This is a genomic window from Bacillus cereus group sp. BfR-BA-01349 (assembly GCF_022663795.1).
Taxonomy (GTDB): Bacteria; Bacillota; Bacilli; order Bacillales; family Bacillaceae_G; genus Bacillus_A; species Bacillus_A cereus.
In genome coordinates this window covers 1-18,474 of the sequence record NZ_JAKUGE010000038.1, presented here as the reverse complement: position 1 = coordinate 18,474, position 18,474 = coordinate 1, and the positions used below count along the sequence as shown (strand labels likewise).

Here is an 18,474-nt window from a genome sequence, read left to right as displayed (position 1 = left end):
CCAGGAAATCCATATGAATTGTCAGCAACTTGGATTGAATCAATAGAAGAATACAACAAGAATGGCAGGATTTTAAGATAATAATACAAGGAGTATATTATGAAATTAGAACCGCTTTACGCAGAAAACATTATAGTAGCCGTCATATATAAAAATGAGTTTAGATGGTATGTAACAGATAAAGAACTATGGTTTTTAGATTATAATAAATTAGATAATGCATATAAAAATTTAGGTATAAGCATTGAAGATAATGACGAAACGGAAGAAAGAAATGGAATAAAAGTATTAGATCATGAAAATGTAGAAGTATTTTTAGTAAGGATTAATCAATATAAAACAACTAAAGAAGAATTAAATTATTTACTACTTGAAAATATTAAAAGGAAAAATGCAGGAGAAGATCTATTAGATTTTAGTCCAATCTTATTAATTAACTTTGATAATAAAATACTATATTCAATGTTTCCAGAACCGGCATCCTACGAAAACTATGTACCAAAAGATTGGAGTGGTACATATGAAGATTTCACTGAATTCATACCTACATCAGAGAAATATTGGATAGATAAGTTTAATAATAATCTACTTTTACTATAATTTAAGTAGGAAAATAGTGATGATAGTATAAGAATTTATTACCTTAATAGAGCTTATGAGATTAATAGAGAAGTAAATAGAGTCACTAAAGCCAGAAATAAAGGAGTAAAATAGTCATGAAATATCCATATAGTTTTGAATTGCTTAACAGTAGTGATTTAGTTATGAGACTTCCTCAAGAAATTAAACTTGTTGAAACTTTTTTAGGAATTGAAGTTACAGCTTTTGGAGATTGGATTTTAGAAGAAATACATAATGTTTTAAACGGAGAAAAAAATTATGTAGTAGTAAATGGCAATATTTGTGGTTTAGAAATTCGGAACGACACAACTACTGTGTTAGACAATTTAGCCGAAGATGGTAAAGGAGAATATTGTGAGATTGAAACAATGGAATTGGTAGAATTAATTCATATTTGGTTAAATAAACGAAAAGAATATAAGAAAGATAAAAAATAAAAGAGTGTAATAATTTAAATAGCTGACCTCTTCATGTGAATTCGACTTTATTTTTTATTCATATACATTTTAATCACAAGGCATATTAATATATGTTCCAAACTTTACGCGTAGGGTTTCCTACGCTATTTATTTTGCTCATTGAGGACAATCTTTCCTTCCCTTCCTATATGTTTTACCCACAACAATAGTTTATATCAAGATATATTTTACATAAAACTACAAATCATTATTTACTGTATTGCCCTTAGTTACGGAAACAATTATACTAGATATAATCAAAATAAATAATCTGAATATTCTCAGAATTAAAGGTGGAAGTTTTACTATCTACAAATAGAATTAGAAATATGTCCACTAAATAGATTAGAAAACGATAATAACATTAGGAGGATTACGATGCCCCAGCTTGATTCATTACATCCCACTGTAGAAAAAATAATCAATAATATTGAAAAAATAATGGTCGGAAAACGAAAAGAAACGATCTTAGCTTTGACAGCTCTCTTAGCTGAAGGTCATGTGCTATTAGAAGATGTTCCTGGTGTCGGAAAAACAATGCTAGTACGTGCTCTTTCTAAATCCATTGATGCTGATTATAAGCGAATTCAATTTACACCTGATTTATTGCCGTCAGATGTAACAGGAGTTTCTATTTATAATCCGAAAGAGCTCCAATTTGAGTTCAAGCCTGGACCAATTATGGGGAATTTTGTACTTGCTGATGAAATTAATCGTACATCTCCAAAGACACAATCTGCTTTACTTGAATGTATGGAAGAAGGAAATATTACAATAGATGGTATTACAAGACCTTTACCAAAGCCGTTCTTTGTCATGGCTACACAAAATCCGGTCGAATATGAAGGAACATATTCTCTACCAGAAGCTCAGCTCGATCGTTTCTTATTGAAACTAAAAATGGGATATCCTACACCAGAAGAAGAATTTGAAATTTTAAACCGGATGGAAAAAACAAATCCACTCTCTCAATTACAGACCATTACTACAATACAAGAATTAATTTATTTACAACAAAGCGTACGGGTAGTAAGTATGGACAAAGCAATTAAGCATTACATTGTAAAGCTTGTTAATCAGACTCGTACGTACAGTTCTATACAGTTAGGTGCAAGTCCACGTGGTTCGATTGCTTTAATGAAAGCTTCACAAGCTTATGCATTTATCCATGGCAGGAATTATGTTATTCCAGACGATGTTAAACTTTTAGCCCCTTACGTTTTAGCACATAGACTCATTATAAAAATGGAAGCAAAATTTGAAGGAATAACTGGCGAACAAGTTATCGCAAAAATCGTTGCACGAACTACCGTGCCTACTCAAAGGACAATGAACCCTTGATGAAACGAATGCTGCGAGCGCTATATCACGTTATGAAGTTATTGCTACTCCCTTTATGCCTAGTCTTAACATTTGTGTACGCTATGTTTCAAGGAGGGTTTGTCAGTTGGTTTTTATTTTACAGCATAATTCCCATTGCTCTTTATTCACTACTACTCCCCTTCTACGCTTTACGGGACGCTGAAGTAAAGCGAATAACAAACCAAAATGGATATGTAGTAGGAGAACAATTTGTAAGCACGATTACAATAAAAAGAAAATTTCCTTTTCCCTTACTTTATTTAGTTATAGAAGATGAACTGCCACCACAATTTATAAGTTGTAAACAAATAAAGATGAATAAGGTAGTACTCTTCCCAGGATTGAAACGAAATATTTCGTTTCAATATGTTATTGACACAATCCCTAGAGGCGAGCACACTTTTTCAAGCGTTCGTGTCAAAACTGGCGATTTATTCGGCATGATGGAGAAAGAAGTAACTTTTTCAGTTCCAGATACATTTTTAGTCTATCCCCAGTATGTAGATATAGCGTATCGACAATTGGAAAATCATTTCGAACAAGGAGCGCTTTCAGCAAATATAAATTCAGCAAAAGACTCTACAATCTCGGTCGGTGTCAGAGACTATAAACCTGGCGATCGCTTTTCATGGATCGATTGGAAAGCAACTGCACGAACAAACAATATTATGACAAAAGAGTTTGAACAACAGCGCAGCCATAATATCATGATATTCATAGACAGAACCGAGTCTCTTCTATTCGAATCAGTCGTCACATTTACTGCCTCTATCGTAAGGGCTGTCTTGAAACAAAATTCACCAGCATCATTCGTGTCTATCGGAAAAGAACAAACTATTTTCCCTTTAGACAATGGAGATACGCAGTTACAACAAATCCTTTGTCATTTAGCAAAAGTACAAGCAGACAGTGTATTCCCGCTCTCCCAGAGTGTAGACATGGAACTAAGAAAAATTTATGAGCCCGTCACGGTTATACTCGTGACCAGTAATCTTTCTCCCGATATTCAAAAGGCGGCTGATTGTGCTGCTATAAGAAATAGAAAATGTATGGTTTTTGTCGTGAAAGAAAAAGCGAATCAACTTTCACACCGAGAACTCAGTATACTAGAAACTCTAAAAAAACGACAAATATTTGTAAACACGGTTTATGAAAACCGGTATACAAACGTGTTTTTTGAGGTGAGCAAATGATGATATTACAAGCAAAATACAAGTGGGATACGAACAGATTCTTCATGCATGCATGTGTATTTCTTCTTTTACTAGAATGGCTAAGACCTCTTATAGGTATTACAAATGTAGGTAGATTAGATATTTTCGTAACATTTATAGGAATTTGCTTCGCTCTCTCTTTTTTTCAAACGAGGTGGCAGATTCCTATAAAAATTGTCACAGTCTTATTTATCATTCATTCCCTATATTATAAAAATGCTTTTATAAATCCATCTTGGCTAACAACATTCTTTTCTAATATGTTTCGAAATTCCTCCCTGTTTTTCCAAGGGAATTTACTAGATATTTCTCCAGTTTTTCCGACGGTTTTATTTTTTCTCTCATTTTGGTTTTTGAGTTCTTTCACTTCATTTTGGATTATTCATAAAAAACGTGGGTTTCTATTCCTTGTATTGACTATTATTTATATCGCAACTTTTCATAACTTACATTTATACAATGCAAACTACGCTATTATTCGTACTGTTGTCATCGGCTTTTTTATGCTTAGTCTTCTTCAAGTAGAACGAATAAAAGAACGTGAACACTTACAAAATTATGCTAGAGAAATCTCAAAATTACTTAGACCACTTACAATATTTATCGTATTATTAGCAACCATTGCATACTTTTCTCCAAAATTTGGCCCTCAATGGCCAAACCCAATGGATTTTTTAAAATTCAACACATCTGAAGCAAGTAAAGAACAAAAAATTTCTACAATTGGGTATGGTTTAGATGACTCGCGATTAGGCGGTCCTTTTAAGGCGGATCCTACAATTGTTTTCACAGCACGAACGCAAAACAAACAATATTGGAGAGTAGAAACAAAAGATTTTTATACAGGAAAAGGCTGGGAAATTTCTGAAAATCCGAAAAAGATTTCTTTTAAAAATAAAAACGACGTCGTAAGCTGGTACGAACAAAATACAAAAATGAAAACGACTGAGGCAACAATTACCATGCAAAAAAGTTACCCTCACCTTACCTATCCAGCAGGATTAGTATCAGTTGAGGCTGCTTCTGATGTATCATACAGTGTTGACTCGTTTTCAGAAAAAATTTATACAATGAATGGAGACTCTTCTACTACTTTACATTCGTATAAAGTAACATATGAGATCCCTGAGTTTTCCATAGAAAACTTGAAAGCTGTAAAAACAAATGAAGGTCAAGAAACAAATCCTTATTTTATGACAAAGTACACACAACTTCCCAAGTCATTACCACAGCGCGTAAAAGACTTGGCTGTCAATCTTACAAATGATAAAGACAACCGATATGATAAAGTATTAGCTATTGAAAATTACTTTACAGACAACTCTTTTACATACGAATCAACGAATGTCTTATTCCCTGCCAAGAGCCAAGATTATGTAGATCAATTCCTTTTCGATACAAAAAGCGGCTACTGTAATAATTTTTCGACGTCTATGATTGTACTACTTCGTTCTACCGGGATTCCTGCTCGCTGGGTAAAAGGCTATACAGAAGGAACTCTTGACAATACACTTGCCTCTGCAGAAGGTGAGGATGTTTATACAATCACGAACGATAATGCACACTCTTGGGTCGAAGTATATTTCCCAGGATACGGATGGATTCCATTCGAACCAACAAAAGGATTTACTAATCCCTATAATTTTATAAATAATACGCCTGCTCCTATTTCACAAAATAGCGAAGCAAATAATTCTAATAACACGCAAATACAACAACGAAATAATGAAGCAAAACTTAAAAGTTTAATAAAAAATACAGAAGAAGCTTCTACTAAAAAGGTCACAAATTCTCAAACTAGTTTGTCTTGGTGGTACGTATTCCTCTCTACGATACTAATTAGTATTATGGGATACATTCTCTTCACCACTAGAATGATATGGAGGACATTTCTTATTATTCATTTCTATAAATACCGAAAAGATGATGCTGTTTATCAAAAAGCTTACGGTGCACTTTTAAAACAATTTGCGAGAATTGGCATGCCACGGGGTGAAAGTCAAACATTCCGAGAATACGCTCTCCATATCGATACACTTTACAACTCGGCCGATATGCAACAACTTACTGCCAGTTATGAGAATGCTATGTATAAACAGGGGCAGGCTGCAGCAGAATGGAAGAAATCCGTACACTTATGGGAAGTGCTTATGAAAAAAGCAGCTTCTCTACCTAAATCAGATGGCTTTGATACAGTAATTTAATCTTGAAAATGTGAGTTTAAAGAAAACGTCTCAAAGAACTACATTGTTCTTTGAGACGTTTTTTAATAAAGTGAAACTCCTAATTATTCTCCAAGTACCTTCTCAATCTCAACCTCTAAATCTACCGGCTTCGTCTGTGGCGCAAAACGCCCTACTACTTTCCCGTCTTTTCCAATTAAAAACTTCGTAAAATTCCATTTCACTGCTTTCATACCGAGTAAACCTGGTGCTTGTTCTGTCATGTATGTATATAAAGGATGAGCCTTATCACCTTTCACATCAACCTTTGCAAACATTGGGAAGTTTACACCGTAGTTTAATTCACAAAAACTAGTAATGTCCGCTTCTGTACCTGGTTCTTGTCCTCCAAATTGGTTACAAGGGAATCCGAGTATTTCAAGTCCTTGGTCTTTATATTTATCATACACCTCTTGTAATCCTTTATATTGCGGTGTGAAACCACATTTACTAGCTACATTTACAATAAGAAGTGCTTTTCCTTCGTAATCTTTTAACGATTTTTCTTCACCGGTAATTGTTTTAGCTGAAAAATCATAAACTGTCATTGTCTTTGCCCCTCTCTTCACTATCATTCTATGTTTATACTATACTACATTCGTGAATATACATCTCTTATTACGTACTTATAAGATATAATGATAACGCTTTATTTCCGTTCAAAATTCGACACATACTACTAGACTTTTATGATGGAAAGTTTTACAATTGAAATGTGAACAAAATGTGACAGTTTATATTCCATTATAAAAGAAAAGGATGGTGTCCATTATGAAAACTGCACAACATGAAACGATTTCAAATCGCGAGTTTTATTTCGTACTATATATGATGTTATTGTATGTTACTGGCTGGGTAATCGATGTAAATGGTTTATTCTTAAGCTCCTACTTTAATTTAGCAGGAGAAATTATGCTTCCATTAGTAGGCGGGATTGTTGGACTGTTCATTATGTCTATTAATAAACAACAAACGAAATAATAATATTACAAAAAGGCAGAAGACGAGCTTCGTTTTCTGCCTTTTTTCTATTTTAGCGTATAATAGAAACATGCAGTATATAAGGAGTGGTAAATATGAAAAAAGTAGAGCAATTATCTTCTCACCTATATCTGATTGATGATTTCGATTTACAACATAATGAACGAACTGGTACGTACGTTTTATTAGGTGACGATATTACTTTAATTGAAACTTGTGCAGCCCCTTCTCTTCCGTATATTTTAGAAGGCTTACAACAATTACATATTGATTTAAACGCAGTTAAAAACATTATCGTTACACACGTTCATTTAGATCACGCAGGGGCTGCTGGTTTAATGATGGAAAAGTGCCCAAATGCTACTTTATATGTGCATTCTCGCGGTGCTCGTCATATGATTGACCCAACAAAACTCATTTTAGGTGCAAAAGCTGTATACAAAGAAGATTTTGATAAACTATTTGATCCAATTCTTCCTATAGAAGAAGAACGTGTTCGTATTGTACAACATGGTGATACGTTAAAAATTGCCGAAGAACGTATCCTTACATTTTACGATACACCGGGGCATGCTAAGCACCATATTAGCATTCACGATTCATTAACAAACGGGATTTTCACTGGTGATACAATTGGAATTTATTATAGAGAACTCGCAAACGTTGGTGTAGAACTGTATCTACCATCAACGTCCCCTTCACAATTTCAACCAGATGCGATGATTGCTTCTAAAAATCATATTCAAAGTATGGATGTAGATACTATTTATTTCGGTCATTACGGCGCATCCTCTCATGTTACAGAAGTATACAATCAACTGGAACATTGGCTACCTATTTTCGTTCAGACTGGTAAGGAAGTCTTTGAAAAGTATAATGATTTCGATGAAGCGACTAAAGCTTTACAAACTTTGTTAATGGATAAAATCTCTTCTCATCTTACAAGGTTAAACGTTCCATCAGATCATTCCGTTTATAATATTTTACATCTAGATATAGAAATTAGTGCAATGGGCATTATTGATTATTTCACGAAGCAAGAAAAAGCAAACTCCACTATTAACTAACAGTAAAAGAAGAGATATACAACAGTAGTTATTGTATATCTCTTCTTTTTTTGAATATATTTTGAGTAAAGGATGGTGGAATATAATGCAAAAAGTGATGCTATACCTCTGCTTTACATTATTTATCGTCTTATTATTATTTGTAGGAGTAAAAATTCAATTTTATTTAGATACAGACACGCAAGTGAACTTTAACGTTTATCCAAGATTATTCTACTTTACACTCTTCCCTCTTATAGTTGGCATTTTATTACGATTCCTTCAATCTATTAATCGCGAAACAAGTAAACAAAACTGGAGCTTTCAACCGGATAAATTTATTGCTATTACAGTGCCTACACTATTCATTTCCTTTTCCCCAGCACTACTCTTTTCACCACTTGCAGAATACCTACCTTATTTAGTTAATATTATTCTAATAAATACAACTTTTGTTACGATAATTAGTTTAATAGCTGGTTATTCCCTTTTAGATTGTTTTATACAAAAAGATAATGCAAATATGAAAAAATATAATTGAACACTCTTTTTTTGTTTTAATAAAAAAGCTCAAAGCTAAAGCATTGAGCTTTTTACTTATCTCACCTTTTCATCTACATACTCCATAAACTGCTCCGCTTGAATAAATCTTTCTTTGTACGCCTCAGGTACTTCTTCTACTTTCATCCCACCAGTTGATTTTGTCTTCACTTGTACGATTTCATATGTCATTAAAGCTTCCACATAACGGTCAAACTCTTTTTGTGTTAATACTTCTTTACTAGACTTATGACCATTTAATTTATCAAAGTATGGCTGAAGACCCATACTTACCTTTTTCATTTCTTCTCTTTTTGCTGGTGATAATTGATCATAATCAATATTACCGTTCGAATCTCCGTATGCAAGCTTTGCATTTGTTAATTTTTTTAGTTCTTTTGTAAACTCTTCATATTCTTTCGCACCCATTTCATTTTTTGCTTCTGATAATTTTGCACTAAAACGCATATACGCCTCTAATGTCATCGTTCCGGCATGTTTTTTTAAATTCTCGAAAGATCCGTATATACCGTCCGCCATAATAGATTGATACGCAAAACCTGTCGTCGGGATTAAAAGAGCTGCTGCAAGTACTCCTGCGATAAGGCGTTTCTTCCTCTTACTCCGCCCGTGCTTCATTTTTATTTGTACAATTACTTTTTCTTTTAAATCCGGCGGGGCAACAATACCCTTTGCTTCTTCTTGTATAGATTCCCTAACTCTACAATCTAAACTCATTTCACATTCCCTACCTCTCCTAAAAAGATTTCTTCTACTTGCTCTTTTTGACGTAGTTTCTTTAATGCCGCATGAATTCTAGATTTCACTGTACCAATTGGAATATGTAATATTTGTGCTACTTCTTCTTGTGAATAATCGTGTAAGTATCTTAAGATAATAACTTGTTTCAATTTATACGGTAATTTATGAATGAGTTCAATTAGTTTTTGGTTTGATATTTTACTTACAACAGCGTTAGAAAAATCAATTTGTACTGGTTTTCTTTGCTCGTCTGCTTTTTTTATAATGCGTAGTCGCATCCACCTCTTTCTTCTATATGAATGAATTTGTTTAATCGCAAGTCCAATTAGCCAAGGACGAAATGGCTTCTCGCTATCATACTTACGAAGCGATTCATATAGTTGTATGTATATTTCTTGAACGACATCATCTACATCCGTTTTATCTTCAATTAAAAAATGTGCTGTTTTATATACTTCTTGAATCGTTTTATCATACAACTTGCTATATGCTTCTTTATTTCCTGATAAAGTTAATTGGATTAAATGTGCGTAATCTATTTCACCCTTCATATTCCAGCCCTCCTTTGTCTTACACTATATATTGGCAGGTAATTCATATTTCGTTCGATTTTTTTAAAGTTTTTTTATATAAATTAATATTATGATTCATTGAGTTCATAAGCTTCACTTATAACCACACATAACTATTATATATTTTTCCAATTTCTGATAAAGATTTAAAATAATTTATATAGTCAAATTTAGGAGGATATATGATGAAAGCTATCGTTGTAACGTCGTTCGGTGGTCCTGAAGTGATGAAATATACAGATTTGGATATACCGGCTATTCCAGAAGATCAAGTTTTAATTCGCGTTGTTGCTACTAGTGTAAATTTCGCTGATATTAAATCACGTTATGGTAAAAAAGGAAATAAAGCACTACCTTTTATTCCAGGTATAGATGCCACTGGTATTGTAGAACGTGTCGGTTCTCATGTGAAAAATATTCACCCTGGACAACGTGTCATTGCTTTTCCTCAAAATGGATCTTACGCAGAATACGTTGTTGCAAATGAAAATCTTACTTTCGTATTACCCCATGAAGTTGACTTTCAAACTGCAGCCGCTTGTCCAATCGTATCTTTTACAAGCTATAATTTACTCGCAAATGTTGCAAGGCTTCAACAAGGTGAATCTGTACTCATTCATGCAGCTGCTGGCGGAATTGGCACTACTGCTATTCAACTTGCTAAACTATTAGGGGCTAGGACAGTTATAGGCACTGTCGGAAGTGAAGCAAAAAAAGAAATTGCTTTAGATGCTGGAGCTGATTATGTAATTTGTCATCAAGCTGAAGATTTTGTAAAGAAAGTCAATGGGCTGACAAACGGAGAAGGAGTGAATATCATTTTGGACTCTATTTCTGGAACTGTTTCTGAAAGAAGTTTAAACTGCCTTGCTGATTACGGTCGCCTCGTTCATTTCGGTAATGCTAGCGGTGAAATTGGTAACTTTCAAACGAAAGATTTACATGCAAGTTGTCGCTCTATACTCGGTTTTAGCTTTGGAACCACACGAAAAAAGCGTCCTGAACTGCTCCAAGAAACTGCAAATGAAGTTTTCCGTTATTTGCGTGACGGACGTTTACAAATTAAGGCTACGAAATCTTTTCCACTTCAAAATGCAGGGAAAGCACATGAATGGGTCGAAAGTAGAAAAAGTACAGGGAAAGTAATACTAACTGTTTAGTCCTCTTCCTGAAATGAATACTGGAAACAGAGGTGGCATTCATGGGATCACGAATTATGCATGTTATTATCGCTAGTGGTATTGCTGAGAAACTATCAATTCACGATAAGACTTCTTTCTTACTTGGAGCTGTAGCCCCTGATGCTGTTCATTCAAAAAAAGAAAAAGGAACCTCACATTTTTATGCCGGTACAACGAAGAACTATACGAGAAGAATAGATTATGATTCATTTTTTCATAAATATGAATCACATATAGATTCCCCATTTATTTTAGGCTATTATACCCACCTCATTGCCGATGATAATTGGCTAAGTGGATTTTTTCTACCTTGGCTAAAAAATAGAATAGAGAATGACGAAACTATCGCACCCCTGTACTATAACGATTTTAAATTGTTAAATGCAAAGTTGCTTCATCATTACGATCAAGAACAACAGCTTTTCTCTCTTCTCAATCAAGAGGCTCACATTGTGGATATTGAAGAGGTTTCTAAAGAAAACGTTTTAGCTTTTCGAAAGTATCTTTTTGAAGATATGTTGTATCCAAAGCAACATTTGCATGAAGACTTACAAGTATTTACGTTTGACCAAATCGTTGGCTATATTGAGACAGCTATTGAAAAAGGAGTATTTTTTATTAAACAACTCTCTAATGAAAAATCCACTTCAAAAATTTAATCCCCCTCAAATATATTTGAGGGGGATTTTCACATAGCAATATTATTATTGGTTCTTCTCCATAACCGCAAAATAATTCCCTTCGCTATCAGCAAAGTTAAACACTTTACCAGAAGGCATAGTTACCATTTCTCCAACAGTAACATTTTTATTTGTTAAATCTGTATATAGTTGATCAAGATTTTCTGAGAAGAACATTAAAGACGGTGTACCAAGATTCAATTCTGGGCTCATTTTCGAAATAACTTCTTTATTATGTAATATAATGCTCGTTTCCGCACCGCTTTTCGGAGCGATTTCAATCCATCTCATTCCTTGCTTATTATCTTCCTCTGCAACTACATAAAACCCTACCTTCTCCGTCCAAAAATTTACTGCCTCATCTTGATTATTTACATATAACATAATTTGTCCTACTTTATGGATCATTACATTTCCCCCTAATGGTTTTTATATTCTATGTAGCTTTCTACAAATACTATCGTTATTCCTTTTGAGTTGGTATGTACTTCTTTGCAAAATTTATCGACTGACTCATCCCATCCAGTTCATCAAAATAATCATTTCTTTCAATCATGTTATATCCGTCGAATCCAATTTTATCTAATACTTTGAAGAATATATCGAAATCTACTTCACCATTCCCTGCTGCGACTTCAATATACTTACTTGAACTATCGCTTTTCACCTTTGTACAATCTTTAATATGAGTTTGTACTATATAATCTTTTAATAGTAATAAACCTTCTCCCGGATTTTCATTTACATCACTTATTAAATTTGCTGGGTCAAAGTTAACAGCTAGTCCTTTCGAGTTTGCAGTTTCTAAAAATTGTTTTAATACTATTGCTTTTTCAGATCCCGTCTCAATAGCAAAGACTCCCCCAAATTTGAACGCTAATTCCCCTATCTCATAACAAACCCGTACCATTTTATCATAGTAGGCACTTTTTTCATCATCTGGAACTTTCCCAATATGAGCTGTTATGTTCTTTGCCCCAAGCTCCAAACCTCTGTCAGTAATATATTTAAACTGATCTATTGCACTCTCAGCTTCTATTCCCATAATTCCATTTTCTCCAAAACTAATTGCTAATGATGGAATCTTTATTCCATTAAAAGATACGCTTTTCTTTAAAGCATTCCACTCTGCCATTGGAATATTAGCTAAGTTAAAGTTTTTATTCATAGCATATAATTGAATATATTCTAACCCCCATTCTCTCGCCTTTTTTATTCCTTCGTTTACTTCAATATATTTTGTATTCAAAAACATTCCTAATTTCCTATCCATATATGTACCTTCTTTTTATTATTTCGCATCATTTTAATATTCGACTTTTTTATATTATTTCCTCGTATAAACCAAATAAATAAACTACCCTTTTTTCGATACTCCCAGTAGAAGCATATATATGATAGGCACATTAAAAACACTAATACAATTCCCATTATCACTTGTTTACAAACAAAAAAGACGTAACTACAAATAGTTACGCCTTCTCCATCATTTATCTAGGCTTTTTCTTCCCAGTAAATGCTGGTTTCTTTTTCTTTGGTGCTTTCGGTTTCGTTTCTACGAATGATCCTTTGAACATTTCTTGCTTCGTAAATACGATGCCTAGTTTTTTCGCAAATTGCAGTAATTTGCGCTCTTCTTGTGGAGTTACAAGAGATACGACAGTTCCTTCTTTACCCATACGTCCAGTACGTCCTGAGCGGTGAATATATTGGTCTACTGTGTCTGGTAACTCTAGATGAATTACATGTGTTAAATCGTCAATATCGATACCGCGCGCTGCAATATCAGTAGCAAGTAGAATTTCTAATTTCCCTCCGCGGAAAGCACGCATTGTCGCTTCGCGCTCTTGTTTACTTGCTTCTGCATGAAGAGCCGCCGCTTTCATTTTACGGAATTTCAATTTCTCTGTAATTTCATCTAAACGGAATGGATCGTTTAAGAAAGCAACTGCTTTTACATCGCCCATATGCATAATTCTTCTTACGTAATCATTTTTTTCGCGTCGCTCACAAATGATATACGTATGCTCAACTAAGCTTTTTGATTCTGCACGTGTTACACGTACTAATTGTGGTTCCACTGCTAAATCACGTGCCGCATCTTCTGCCGCTTTTGTCATTGTCGCCGAGAAGAATACTAATTGACGATCGCGCATCGTTGATTTAATTACATCTTGCACTGCGCCCATCATTTTTTGCTTTACAATTTGATCAAACTCATCAAATACAATTGTTTTTACTTCATGCATTTTTAGCTTTTTCATACGAATTAATTCTAAAATACGGCCTGGTGAACCGACAATTACTCTTGGGTGTTTCTTTAATTTTTCAACTTGGCGCTTAATATCTGCACCACCAATTAAAGATGCACCTGAAATTTCAGTTCCTGCTGTAAACTTTTGAACCTCTTCATGAATTTGCATTACAAGTTCACGTGTTGGCGCTAAAACAACAACTTGTGGCTGTTTTACTTCAGGATTAATTTTATGTAAAAGTGGTAATAAGTACGCTAATGTTTTTCCTGTTCCAGTTGGAGATTCAGCTATAACGTCTTGTCCTTCTAAAATAGTTGGAATCGCTTGTTTTTGAATTTCAGTTAACTCTTTAAAACCAGCCTTCTCCCAAGCTTGTTGTAAAAATGGTTGCATATCTTTTATCATTTGTTTTTCTCCTTTATCTCTATTTTTGAAGAAAATGCTGTATTGTTCGCACCGTTTCTATCATGTGTGAAATAACAGCTATTAAATCATCAACATGGTCTTCTGTAATCGCTTTTTGAAATAGAACCTCTACCTTATTATGATATGAAATCGCTCGCTTATTATATTCGTATGAAACTTTCTGCATAATCATTCTTTCTTTTCCCCATATAGAACGCATTAATGTTTCAATTTCTTCGCATTTTACTTCTGGTTGTTCTAACGGGAATGAAAATGCTAGCTTCATTTCACAACCTGGTGTAAACTGAGGCACTTCTAGTATTTCACCAGACAAGTTCTTTGCATCCACAGATAATGAAAATGTTGCTTCTACTAATGGTTCAAACGGTTCTGTTAATTGAAATGAGATATGATATATACGACTTAATGAAGCAAGATCCATCATATCTTTTCGATCTGTTACAAGAATATCTCCATGTAGATCAAAATCATACACAGCACCTTCTACGATTACTTTTAAATTGTCAAAAGCAGTTGGATCAAACATAATTTCCTCCAAAAAACAGGCGCCTTTCGATGGAAAGGCGCCACTTGATGTATATATAGTTTACAGATAAACGAGATGAATTACAACCTTTTAGAATAAACCTACTGCTTTTCCATCTTCATTTACATCCATTTGAAGTGCTGCTGGTTGTTTTGGAAGACCTGGCATTGTTAACATTGTACCTGTTAACGCAACGATAAAACCTGCACCGATAGATGGTTTTAACTCACGAATTGTAACAATAAAGTCAGATGGACGACCTAATTTTGTTGCATCGTCAGAAAGAGAGTATTGTGTTTTCGCCATACAAACTGGTAGGTTACTCCAACCTTCTCCTTCATATTGAGCTAATTGCTTACGTGCTTTCGGAGCAAATTCAATATCTTTTGCGCCATATACTTTTTGAGCAATTGTACGAATTTTTTCTTCTAAGGGTAATTCTAATTCATAAAGTGGTGCGTAGTTGTTTTCACCTTTTTCGATTTCTTTTAGTACTTTTTCAGCAAGGTCAACTCCGCCTTGGCCACCTTTCTCCCAAACTTCTGTTAAGGATACTGCATAGCCACGCTCATTACACCACTCTTGTAAGTATGTAACTTCTGCATCTGTATCTGTAATGAATTTATTAATTGCAATTACGAAAGGCACACCGAAGCTTTGAATTGTTTCAACATGCTTCTGTAAGTTTTCCATACCTTTTGCTAATGCATCTACATTTTCTTCTTTTAATTGATCTTTTGCAACGCCGCCATGCATTTTAAGCGCACGAATCGTCGCAACAATAACAACTGCTTCTGGTTTAATGCCAGCTGCACGAGCTTTAATATCTAAAAACTTCTCAGCGCCTAAATCAGCACCGAATCCAGCTTCTGTAATAACATAATCACCTAATTTTGCTGCCATTGTTGTAGCGATAACACTGTTACAACCGTGAGCGATATTCGCAAATGGTCCGCCATGAATGATAGCTGGTGTATTTTCTAACGTTTGTACTAAGTTCGGCTTTAATGCGTCTTTTAATAATAGTGTTAACGCACCTTCTACACCTAAATCTTTAACCGTTACAGGTTGATTTGCAAAGTTATAGGCAACTACGATGCGAGATAAACGTGCTTTTAAGTCTTGAATATCTGTTGCAAGGCAGAACACGGCCATAATTTCAGATGCTACTGTAATGTCAAAACCGTCTTCACGTGGTACACCTTGTACAGGTCCACCAAGACCAATTACTACGTTACGAAGGGCACGATCATTTAAGTCAACGCAGCGTTTCCAAACGATTTTACGCGTATCAATTCCAAGTGTGTTTCCTTGTTGGATATGATTATCAATAAACGCTGCTAATGCGTTATTGGCAGTTGTGATCGCATGGATATCTCCAGTAAAGTGAAGGTTAATGTCTTCCATTGGTACGACTTGTGAAAAACCGCCACCTGCTGCTCCACCTTTTAATCCCATCGTCGGTCCAAGAGATGGTTCACGAAGTGCAATTACTGTTTTCTTACCAATTTTGTTAAAAGCTTGACCTAAACCAACTGTTACTGTTGATTTACCTTCTCCAGCTGGAGTTGGGTTAATTGCTGTTACTAAAACAACTTTACCGTCTTTCTCATCTTGTAAGCGCTTAAAAATATCAAGAGATAACTTACCTTTATAATGCCCGTATGGCTCTAATTCATATTCTAAAATATTTAAATCAGCTGCAATTTCTTGAATCTTCTTCATACTCGCTTCTTGTGCGATTTCAATATCGGATTTCACTGTTGTAGTAGTTGTCATATACCCTAGTCCCCCTTTAATTGGTTCTGATGATATTGTATCAGTTTTTTGTATTTTCTGCACTTATTTACCTCCTAAAAATTCTTTCATTTCTTTATACGTTTTTTAACATAAATACCCATAAGAATGTTAACGATTGTTGCAACTCTGTAGGTAGTTGACCTAACATCTTCTCGTTTACTCCGCGCTTATATACGCCGATGCCATCTACAACTTTAAAACCTTGTTCTTTCGCTAACTGTTCAAATTCCCAAGGCATCATTGTATTACAAACAACGTCTTTTCCGTACAAGCGAGGATAACTATTCTCTCGTGGCTTTGCTGTCGGTCCTAAAATTGCAATACATGCATATCCATCTTTCTTTAACACACGCTTTATTTCATTTAACGCTCGTAATGGATCTTCCGTCCATTCTAAAGAATTAATTGCCATAATTGATTCAAATTGCTCATTTTCAAATGGTAATGCAGAAAGATCTCCTTTTATAAAAGATAAATTCGGTCCTTCTCCGCGTTCCTTACCTTTTTGAATCATCACTTCCGATAAATCTACTCCCACTGCTTTATAGCCTGCGCGACTTAATTTATATGTACCGTACCCATCACCACAACCAACATCGAGCACTAGTGCTTCTTTCTTCACGTATTGTTCAAAAAACGGAATAATTGTGCTCCTACTCCCGCTGTCCCACATCTCTTGACTATTTTGATTCCAAAACTCTGCACTACTATCCCATTTCTTTTCTGCTGATTCATGCCAATTAAATTTCGTCATACATTCCCCTACCTTCACGTATTATCATTCATTTCATTCTACATCATTTTCCAAAATTCCTGTTTTATCCCGCTTGCAGTAAGATACCTACCTCAAAATTCAATGGATGCGGACCAGTTAATGGGAGAGAACTGCTCATAAAAATCCAATTGTTGCTGGCTGATAATCAGTCCTAGTGGAAAAATCCCACACTTTATCTTCACTAGGAGATGGATATGTTAACGATGGAATGCGTATTCTCCAATTTTTGCTTTACTTGGGTTTAACTCATACTCATGCTCTTCTCATTTTGAAAGATACTATAGATACACCCAATTGAAAGAGAGGGATGTACATGCGAAGAAAGAGAAATCATCATTTTAAAAGTGGTGAAAAAAACGAAGAGTATGCTGCTGAAATATCACCAGCTGGCATTCCAATTAGACATAAGCGTAAAGAAATTGCAAATGAGATAGAAGGTACAAATACCGGCGCAATGGTAGGCTATGTCGCTTTATTTCTTTCGTTATTCTCCATTGCTTTTTATCCCGTTACGCTCGGCTCCCTAGCAATTTTAGTTGGCTTATTAGCTGTCAATTTCGGAGCAAGAACACTTGGATATACAGCAATTGGTTTTGGTAGTTTTTCTGTTTTATTTACTTTACTTTATCCGCTTGCTTTGTCAGCGTTTTAAAAAAACACACCAAGTTATACTTGGTGTGTTCATTCGTGATACAACATAATATGACCGCATCCACAACAATGTTTCGCTGTAATTTCTTGAAACACTGGATAATTTTCTTCATCTCGATGCTCAATAAATACTTTTTCAAATCGATACATGTTTGGTGCATATGCCCAATCTTGTTTCGTACGTGCATATAACGTTGAGGAAAAAAACTCCTCACCACCGCAAACGATACATGTGTTCTTCATCGCTATCCCTCCTATGCTTGTCTTACTTCATCTATATGAACATAAGCATAAAAAAAAGACCTTCTATTATGAACTGAACCCAAAAAATTAGACAAATATATTAAGCAGCTACTAAGGATTGAACTCTGTATTGCACAGGGGACAATCCTTTTAGTTTTG

The 18,474-nt window shown here is 34.6% G+C and carries 21 protein-coding genes; 11 read left to right on the top strand and 10 right to left on the bottom strand.

Annotated elements, in window-relative coordinates; translation table 11 throughout:
* The first annotated feature begins 99 nt into the window (after positions 1-99).
* From MR169_RS19555 to MR169_RS19535, 5 genes are all read left to right on the top strand, one after another.
* A complete protein-coding gene (locus MR169_RS19555) occupies positions 100-600 on the top strand; it encodes a hypothetical protein (protein ID WP_044797210.1) in 501 nt (166 codons plus the stop codon).
* 116 nt (positions 601-716) lie between these two features.
* The gene (locus MR169_RS19550) at positions 717-1,058 is read left to right on the top strand and encodes a hypothetical protein (RefSeq protein WP_242319868.1); all 342 of its coding nucleotides are present in this window, start codon (positions 717-719) and stop codon (positions 1,056-1,058) included.
* Positions 1,059-1,457: 399 nt separating this feature from the next.
* The gene (locus MR169_RS19545; RefSeq protein WP_001135808.1) at positions 1,458-2,420 is read left to right on the top strand and encodes an AAA family ATPase; all 963 of its coding nucleotides are present in this window, start codon (positions 1,458-1,460) and stop codon (positions 2,418-2,420) included.
* On the top strand, positions 2,420-3,634 hold the full coding sequence (locus tag MR169_RS19540) for a DUF58 domain-containing protein (protein ID WP_016117693.1): 1,215 nt from the start codon (positions 2,420-2,422) through the stop codon (positions 3,632-3,634). Before MR169_RS19545 ends, MR169_RS19540 begins: the two co-directional genes overlap by 1 nt.
* Positions 3,631-5,859 carry a transglutaminase TgpA family protein gene (locus MR169_RS19535; protein ID WP_242319867.1) on the top strand — a complete coding sequence of 743 codons (2,229 nt, stop codon included), beginning with the start codon at positions 3,631-3,633 and terminating at the stop codon, positions 5,857-5,859. The genes MR169_RS19540 and MR169_RS19535 overlap by 4 nt, the downstream gene beginning before the upstream one ends.
* An 83-nt stretch (positions 5,860-5,942) precedes the next feature.
* On the opposite strand, the gene bsaA is transcribed toward MR169_RS19535, so the two are convergent.
* Entirely contained in the window at positions 5,943-6,425 is a 483-nt protein-coding gene (bsaA, locus tag MR169_RS19530) for a glutathione peroxidase (protein ID WP_000219434.1), read from the bottom strand.
* A gap of 223 nt (positions 6,426-6,648) precedes the next feature.
* Between bsaA and MR169_RS19525 the strand changes: the two genes are divergently transcribed.
* The 3 genes from MR169_RS19525 to MR169_RS19515 all read left to right on the top strand — a co-directional run bounded on the left by MR169_RS19525 (position 6,649) and on the right by MR169_RS19515 (position 8,445).
* Positions 6,649-6,858, top strand: coding sequence for a DUF3925 domain-containing protein (locus MR169_RS19525; RefSeq protein WP_000844984.1), 210 nt, complete (start codon positions 6,649-6,651; stop codon positions 6,856-6,858).
* Between the two features lie 95 nt (positions 6,859-6,953).
* A complete protein-coding gene (locus MR169_RS19520) occupies positions 6,954-7,925 on the top strand; it encodes an MBL fold metallo-hydrolase (RefSeq protein ID WP_000755001.1) in 972 nt (323 codons plus the stop codon).
* An 85-nt stretch (positions 7,926-8,010) separates the two neighbouring features.
* On the top strand, positions 8,011-8,445 hold the full coding sequence (locus MR169_RS19515) for a hypothetical protein (RefSeq protein ID WP_001174543.1): 435 nt from the start codon (positions 8,011-8,013) through the stop codon (positions 8,443-8,445).
* 56 nt (positions 8,446-8,501) lie between these two features.
* On the opposite strand, the gene MR169_RS19510 is transcribed toward MR169_RS19515, so the two are convergent.
* Positions 8,502-9,182, bottom strand: a complete 681-nt coding sequence (locus MR169_RS19510) for a DUF3600 domain-containing protein (protein ID WP_000050677.1) — start codon at positions 9,180-9,182, stop codon at positions 8,502-8,504.
* Positions 9,179-9,757, bottom strand: a complete 579-nt coding sequence (locus MR169_RS19505; RefSeq protein ID WP_061663721.1) for a sigma-70 family RNA polymerase sigma factor — start codon at positions 9,755-9,757, stop codon at positions 9,179-9,181. Before MR169_RS19505 ends, MR169_RS19510 begins: the two co-directional genes overlap by 4 nt.
* A gap of 206 nt (positions 9,758-9,963) precedes the next feature.
* On the opposite strand from MR169_RS19505, the gene MR169_RS19500 reads away from it, so the two are divergent.
* Both MR169_RS19500 and MR169_RS19495 read left to right on the top strand, forming a co-directional pair.
* Positions 9,964-10,938, top strand: coding sequence for a quinone oxidoreductase family protein (locus tag MR169_RS19500; protein ID WP_242319866.1), 975 nt, complete (start codon positions 9,964-9,966; stop codon positions 10,936-10,938).
* 41 nt (positions 10,939-10,979) lie between these two features.
* Positions 10,980-11,618: a zinc dependent phospholipase C family protein gene (locus tag MR169_RS19495; RefSeq protein WP_000535630.1), complete on the top strand. Its 639-nt coding sequence runs from the start codon at positions 10,980-10,982 to the stop codon at positions 11,616-11,618.
* Between the two features lie 45 nt (positions 11,619-11,663).
* Here MR169_RS19495 and MR169_RS19490 read toward each other — a convergent pair whose 3' ends face one another.
* From MR169_RS19490 to MR169_RS19465, 6 genes are all read right to left on the bottom strand, one after another.
* Positions 11,664-12,047: a VOC family protein gene (locus tag MR169_RS19490; RefSeq protein ID WP_086391319.1), complete on the bottom strand. Its 384-nt coding sequence runs from the start codon at positions 12,045-12,047 to the stop codon at positions 11,664-11,666.
* Positions 12,048-12,102: 55 nt separating this feature from the next.
* Positions 12,103-12,912 (bottom strand): sugar phosphate isomerase/epimerase family protein, encoded by an 810-nt coding sequence (locus tag MR169_RS19485; protein WP_137070168.1) that lies wholly within the window; start codon positions 12,910-12,912, stop codon positions 12,103-12,105.
* Between the two features lie 217 nt (positions 12,913-13,129).
* Positions 13,130-14,299, bottom strand: coding sequence for a DEAD/DEAH box helicase (locus MR169_RS19480; protein ID WP_000588613.1), 1,170 nt, complete (start codon positions 14,297-14,299; stop codon positions 13,130-13,132).
* Positions 14,300-14,318: 19 nt separating this feature from the next.
* The gene (locus MR169_RS19475; RefSeq protein WP_000460220.1) at positions 14,319-14,846 is read right to left on the bottom strand and encodes a hypothetical protein; all 528 of its coding nucleotides are present in this window, start codon (positions 14,844-14,846) and stop codon (positions 14,319-14,321) included.
* A gap of 90 nt (positions 14,847-14,936) precedes the next feature.
* Positions 14,937-16,625 carry a formate--tetrahydrofolate ligase gene (locus MR169_RS19470; protein ID WP_255846501.1) on the bottom strand — a complete coding sequence of 563 codons (1,689 nt, stop codon included), beginning with the start codon at positions 16,623-16,625 and terminating at the stop codon, positions 14,937-14,939.
* A gap of 94 nt (positions 16,626-16,719) precedes the next feature.
* Positions 16,720-17,400, bottom strand: a complete 681-nt coding sequence (locus tag MR169_RS19465; RefSeq protein ID WP_242319864.1) for a class I SAM-dependent methyltransferase — start codon at positions 17,398-17,400, stop codon at positions 16,720-16,722.
* A gap of 334 nt (positions 17,401-17,734) precedes the next feature.
* On the opposite strand from MR169_RS19465, the gene MR169_RS19460 reads away from it, so the two are divergent.
* Complete coding sequence (locus MR169_RS19460; protein ID WP_001253201.1) at positions 17,735-18,073, top strand: hypothetical protein; 339 nt, start codon at positions 17,735-17,737, stop codon at positions 18,071-18,073.
* 29 nt (positions 18,074-18,102) lie between these two features.
* Here MR169_RS19460 and MR169_RS19455 read toward each other — a convergent pair whose 3' ends face one another.
* Positions 18,103-18,315, bottom strand: a complete 213-nt coding sequence (locus MR169_RS19455) for a hypothetical protein (RefSeq protein ID WP_000798747.1) — start codon at positions 18,313-18,315, stop codon at positions 18,103-18,105.
* Positions 18,316-18,474: the final 159 nt, after the last annotated feature.

What these genes read in the sequence shown, in the direction of transcription:
- MR169_RS19520 (WP_000755001.1), top strand. Translation starts at nt 6,954, where the DNA reads ATGAAAAAAGTAGAGCAATTATCTTCTCACCTATATCTGATTGATGAT.
- MR169_RS19485 (WP_137070168.1), bottom strand. Translation starts at nt 12,912, where the DNA reads ATGGATAGGAAATTAGGAATGTTTTTGAATACAAAATATATTGAAGTA.
- MR169_RS19470 (WP_255846501.1), bottom strand. Translation starts at nt 16,625, where the DNA reads ATGACAACTACTACAACAGTGAAATCCGATATTGAAATCGCACAAGAA.
- MR169_RS19550 (WP_242319868.1), top strand. Translation starts at nt 717, where the DNA reads ATGAAATATCCATATAGTTTTGAATTGCTTAACAGTAGTGATTTAGTT.
- MR169_RS19495 (WP_000535630.1), top strand. Translation starts at nt 10,980, where the DNA reads ATGGGATCACGAATTATGCATGTTATTATCGCTAGTGGTATTGCTGAG.
- MR169_RS19515 (WP_001174543.1), top strand. Translation starts at nt 8,011, where the DNA reads ATGCAAAAAGTGATGCTATACCTCTGCTTTACATTATTTATCGTCTTA.
- MR169_RS19505 (WP_061663721.1), bottom strand. Translation starts at nt 9,757, where the DNA reads ATGAAGGGTGAAATAGATTACGCACATTTAATCCAATTAACTTTATCA.
- MR169_RS19555 (WP_044797210.1), top strand. Translation starts at nt 100, where the DNA reads ATGAAATTAGAACCGCTTTACGCAGAAAACATTATAGTAGCCGTCATA.
- bsaA (WP_000219434.1), bottom strand. Translation starts at nt 6,425, where the DNA reads ATGACAGTTTATGATTTTTCAGCTAAAACAATTACCGGTGAAGAAAAA.
- MR169_RS19535 (WP_242319867.1), top strand. Translation starts at nt 3,631, where the DNA reads ATGATGATATTACAAGCAAAATACAAGTGGGATACGAACAGATTCTTC.
- MR169_RS19525 (WP_000844984.1), top strand. Translation starts at nt 6,649, where the DNA reads ATGAAAACTGCACAACATGAAACGATTTCAAATCGCGAGTTTTATTTC.
- MR169_RS19500 (WP_242319866.1), top strand. Translation starts at nt 9,964, where the DNA reads ATGAAAGCTATCGTTGTAACGTCGTTCGGTGGTCCTGAAGTGATGAAA.
- MR169_RS19490 (WP_086391319.1), bottom strand. Translation starts at nt 12,047, where the DNA reads ATGATCCATAAAGTAGGACAAATTATGTTATATGTAAATAATCAAGAT.
- MR169_RS19540 (WP_016117693.1), top strand. Translation starts at nt 2,420, where the DNA reads ATGAAACGAATGCTGCGAGCGCTATATCACGTTATGAAGTTATTGCTA.
- MR169_RS19480 (WP_000588613.1), bottom strand. Translation starts at nt 14,299, where the DNA reads ATGATAAAAGATATGCAACCATTTTTACAACAAGCTTGGGAGAAGGCT.
- MR169_RS19460 (WP_001253201.1), top strand. Translation starts at nt 17,735, where the DNA reads ATGCGAAGAAAGAGAAATCATCATTTTAAAAGTGGTGAAAAAAACGAA.
- MR169_RS19510 (WP_000050677.1), bottom strand. Translation starts at nt 9,182, where the DNA reads ATGAGTTTAGATTGTAGAGTTAGGGAATCTATACAAGAAGAAGCAAAG.
- MR169_RS19475 (WP_000460220.1), bottom strand. Translation starts at nt 14,846, where the DNA reads ATGTTTGATCCAACTGCTTTTGACAATTTAAAAGTAATCGTAGAAGGT.
- MR169_RS19545 (WP_001135808.1), top strand. Translation starts at nt 1,458, where the DNA reads ATGCCCCAGCTTGATTCATTACATCCCACTGTAGAAAAAATAATCAAT.
- MR169_RS19455 (WP_000798747.1), bottom strand. Translation starts at nt 18,315, where the DNA reads ATGAAGAACACATGTATCGTTTGCGGTGGTGAGGAGTTTTTTTCCTCA.
- MR169_RS19465 (WP_242319864.1), bottom strand. Translation starts at nt 17,400, where the DNA reads ATGACGAAATTTAATTGGCATGAATCAGCAGAAAAGAAATGGGATAGT.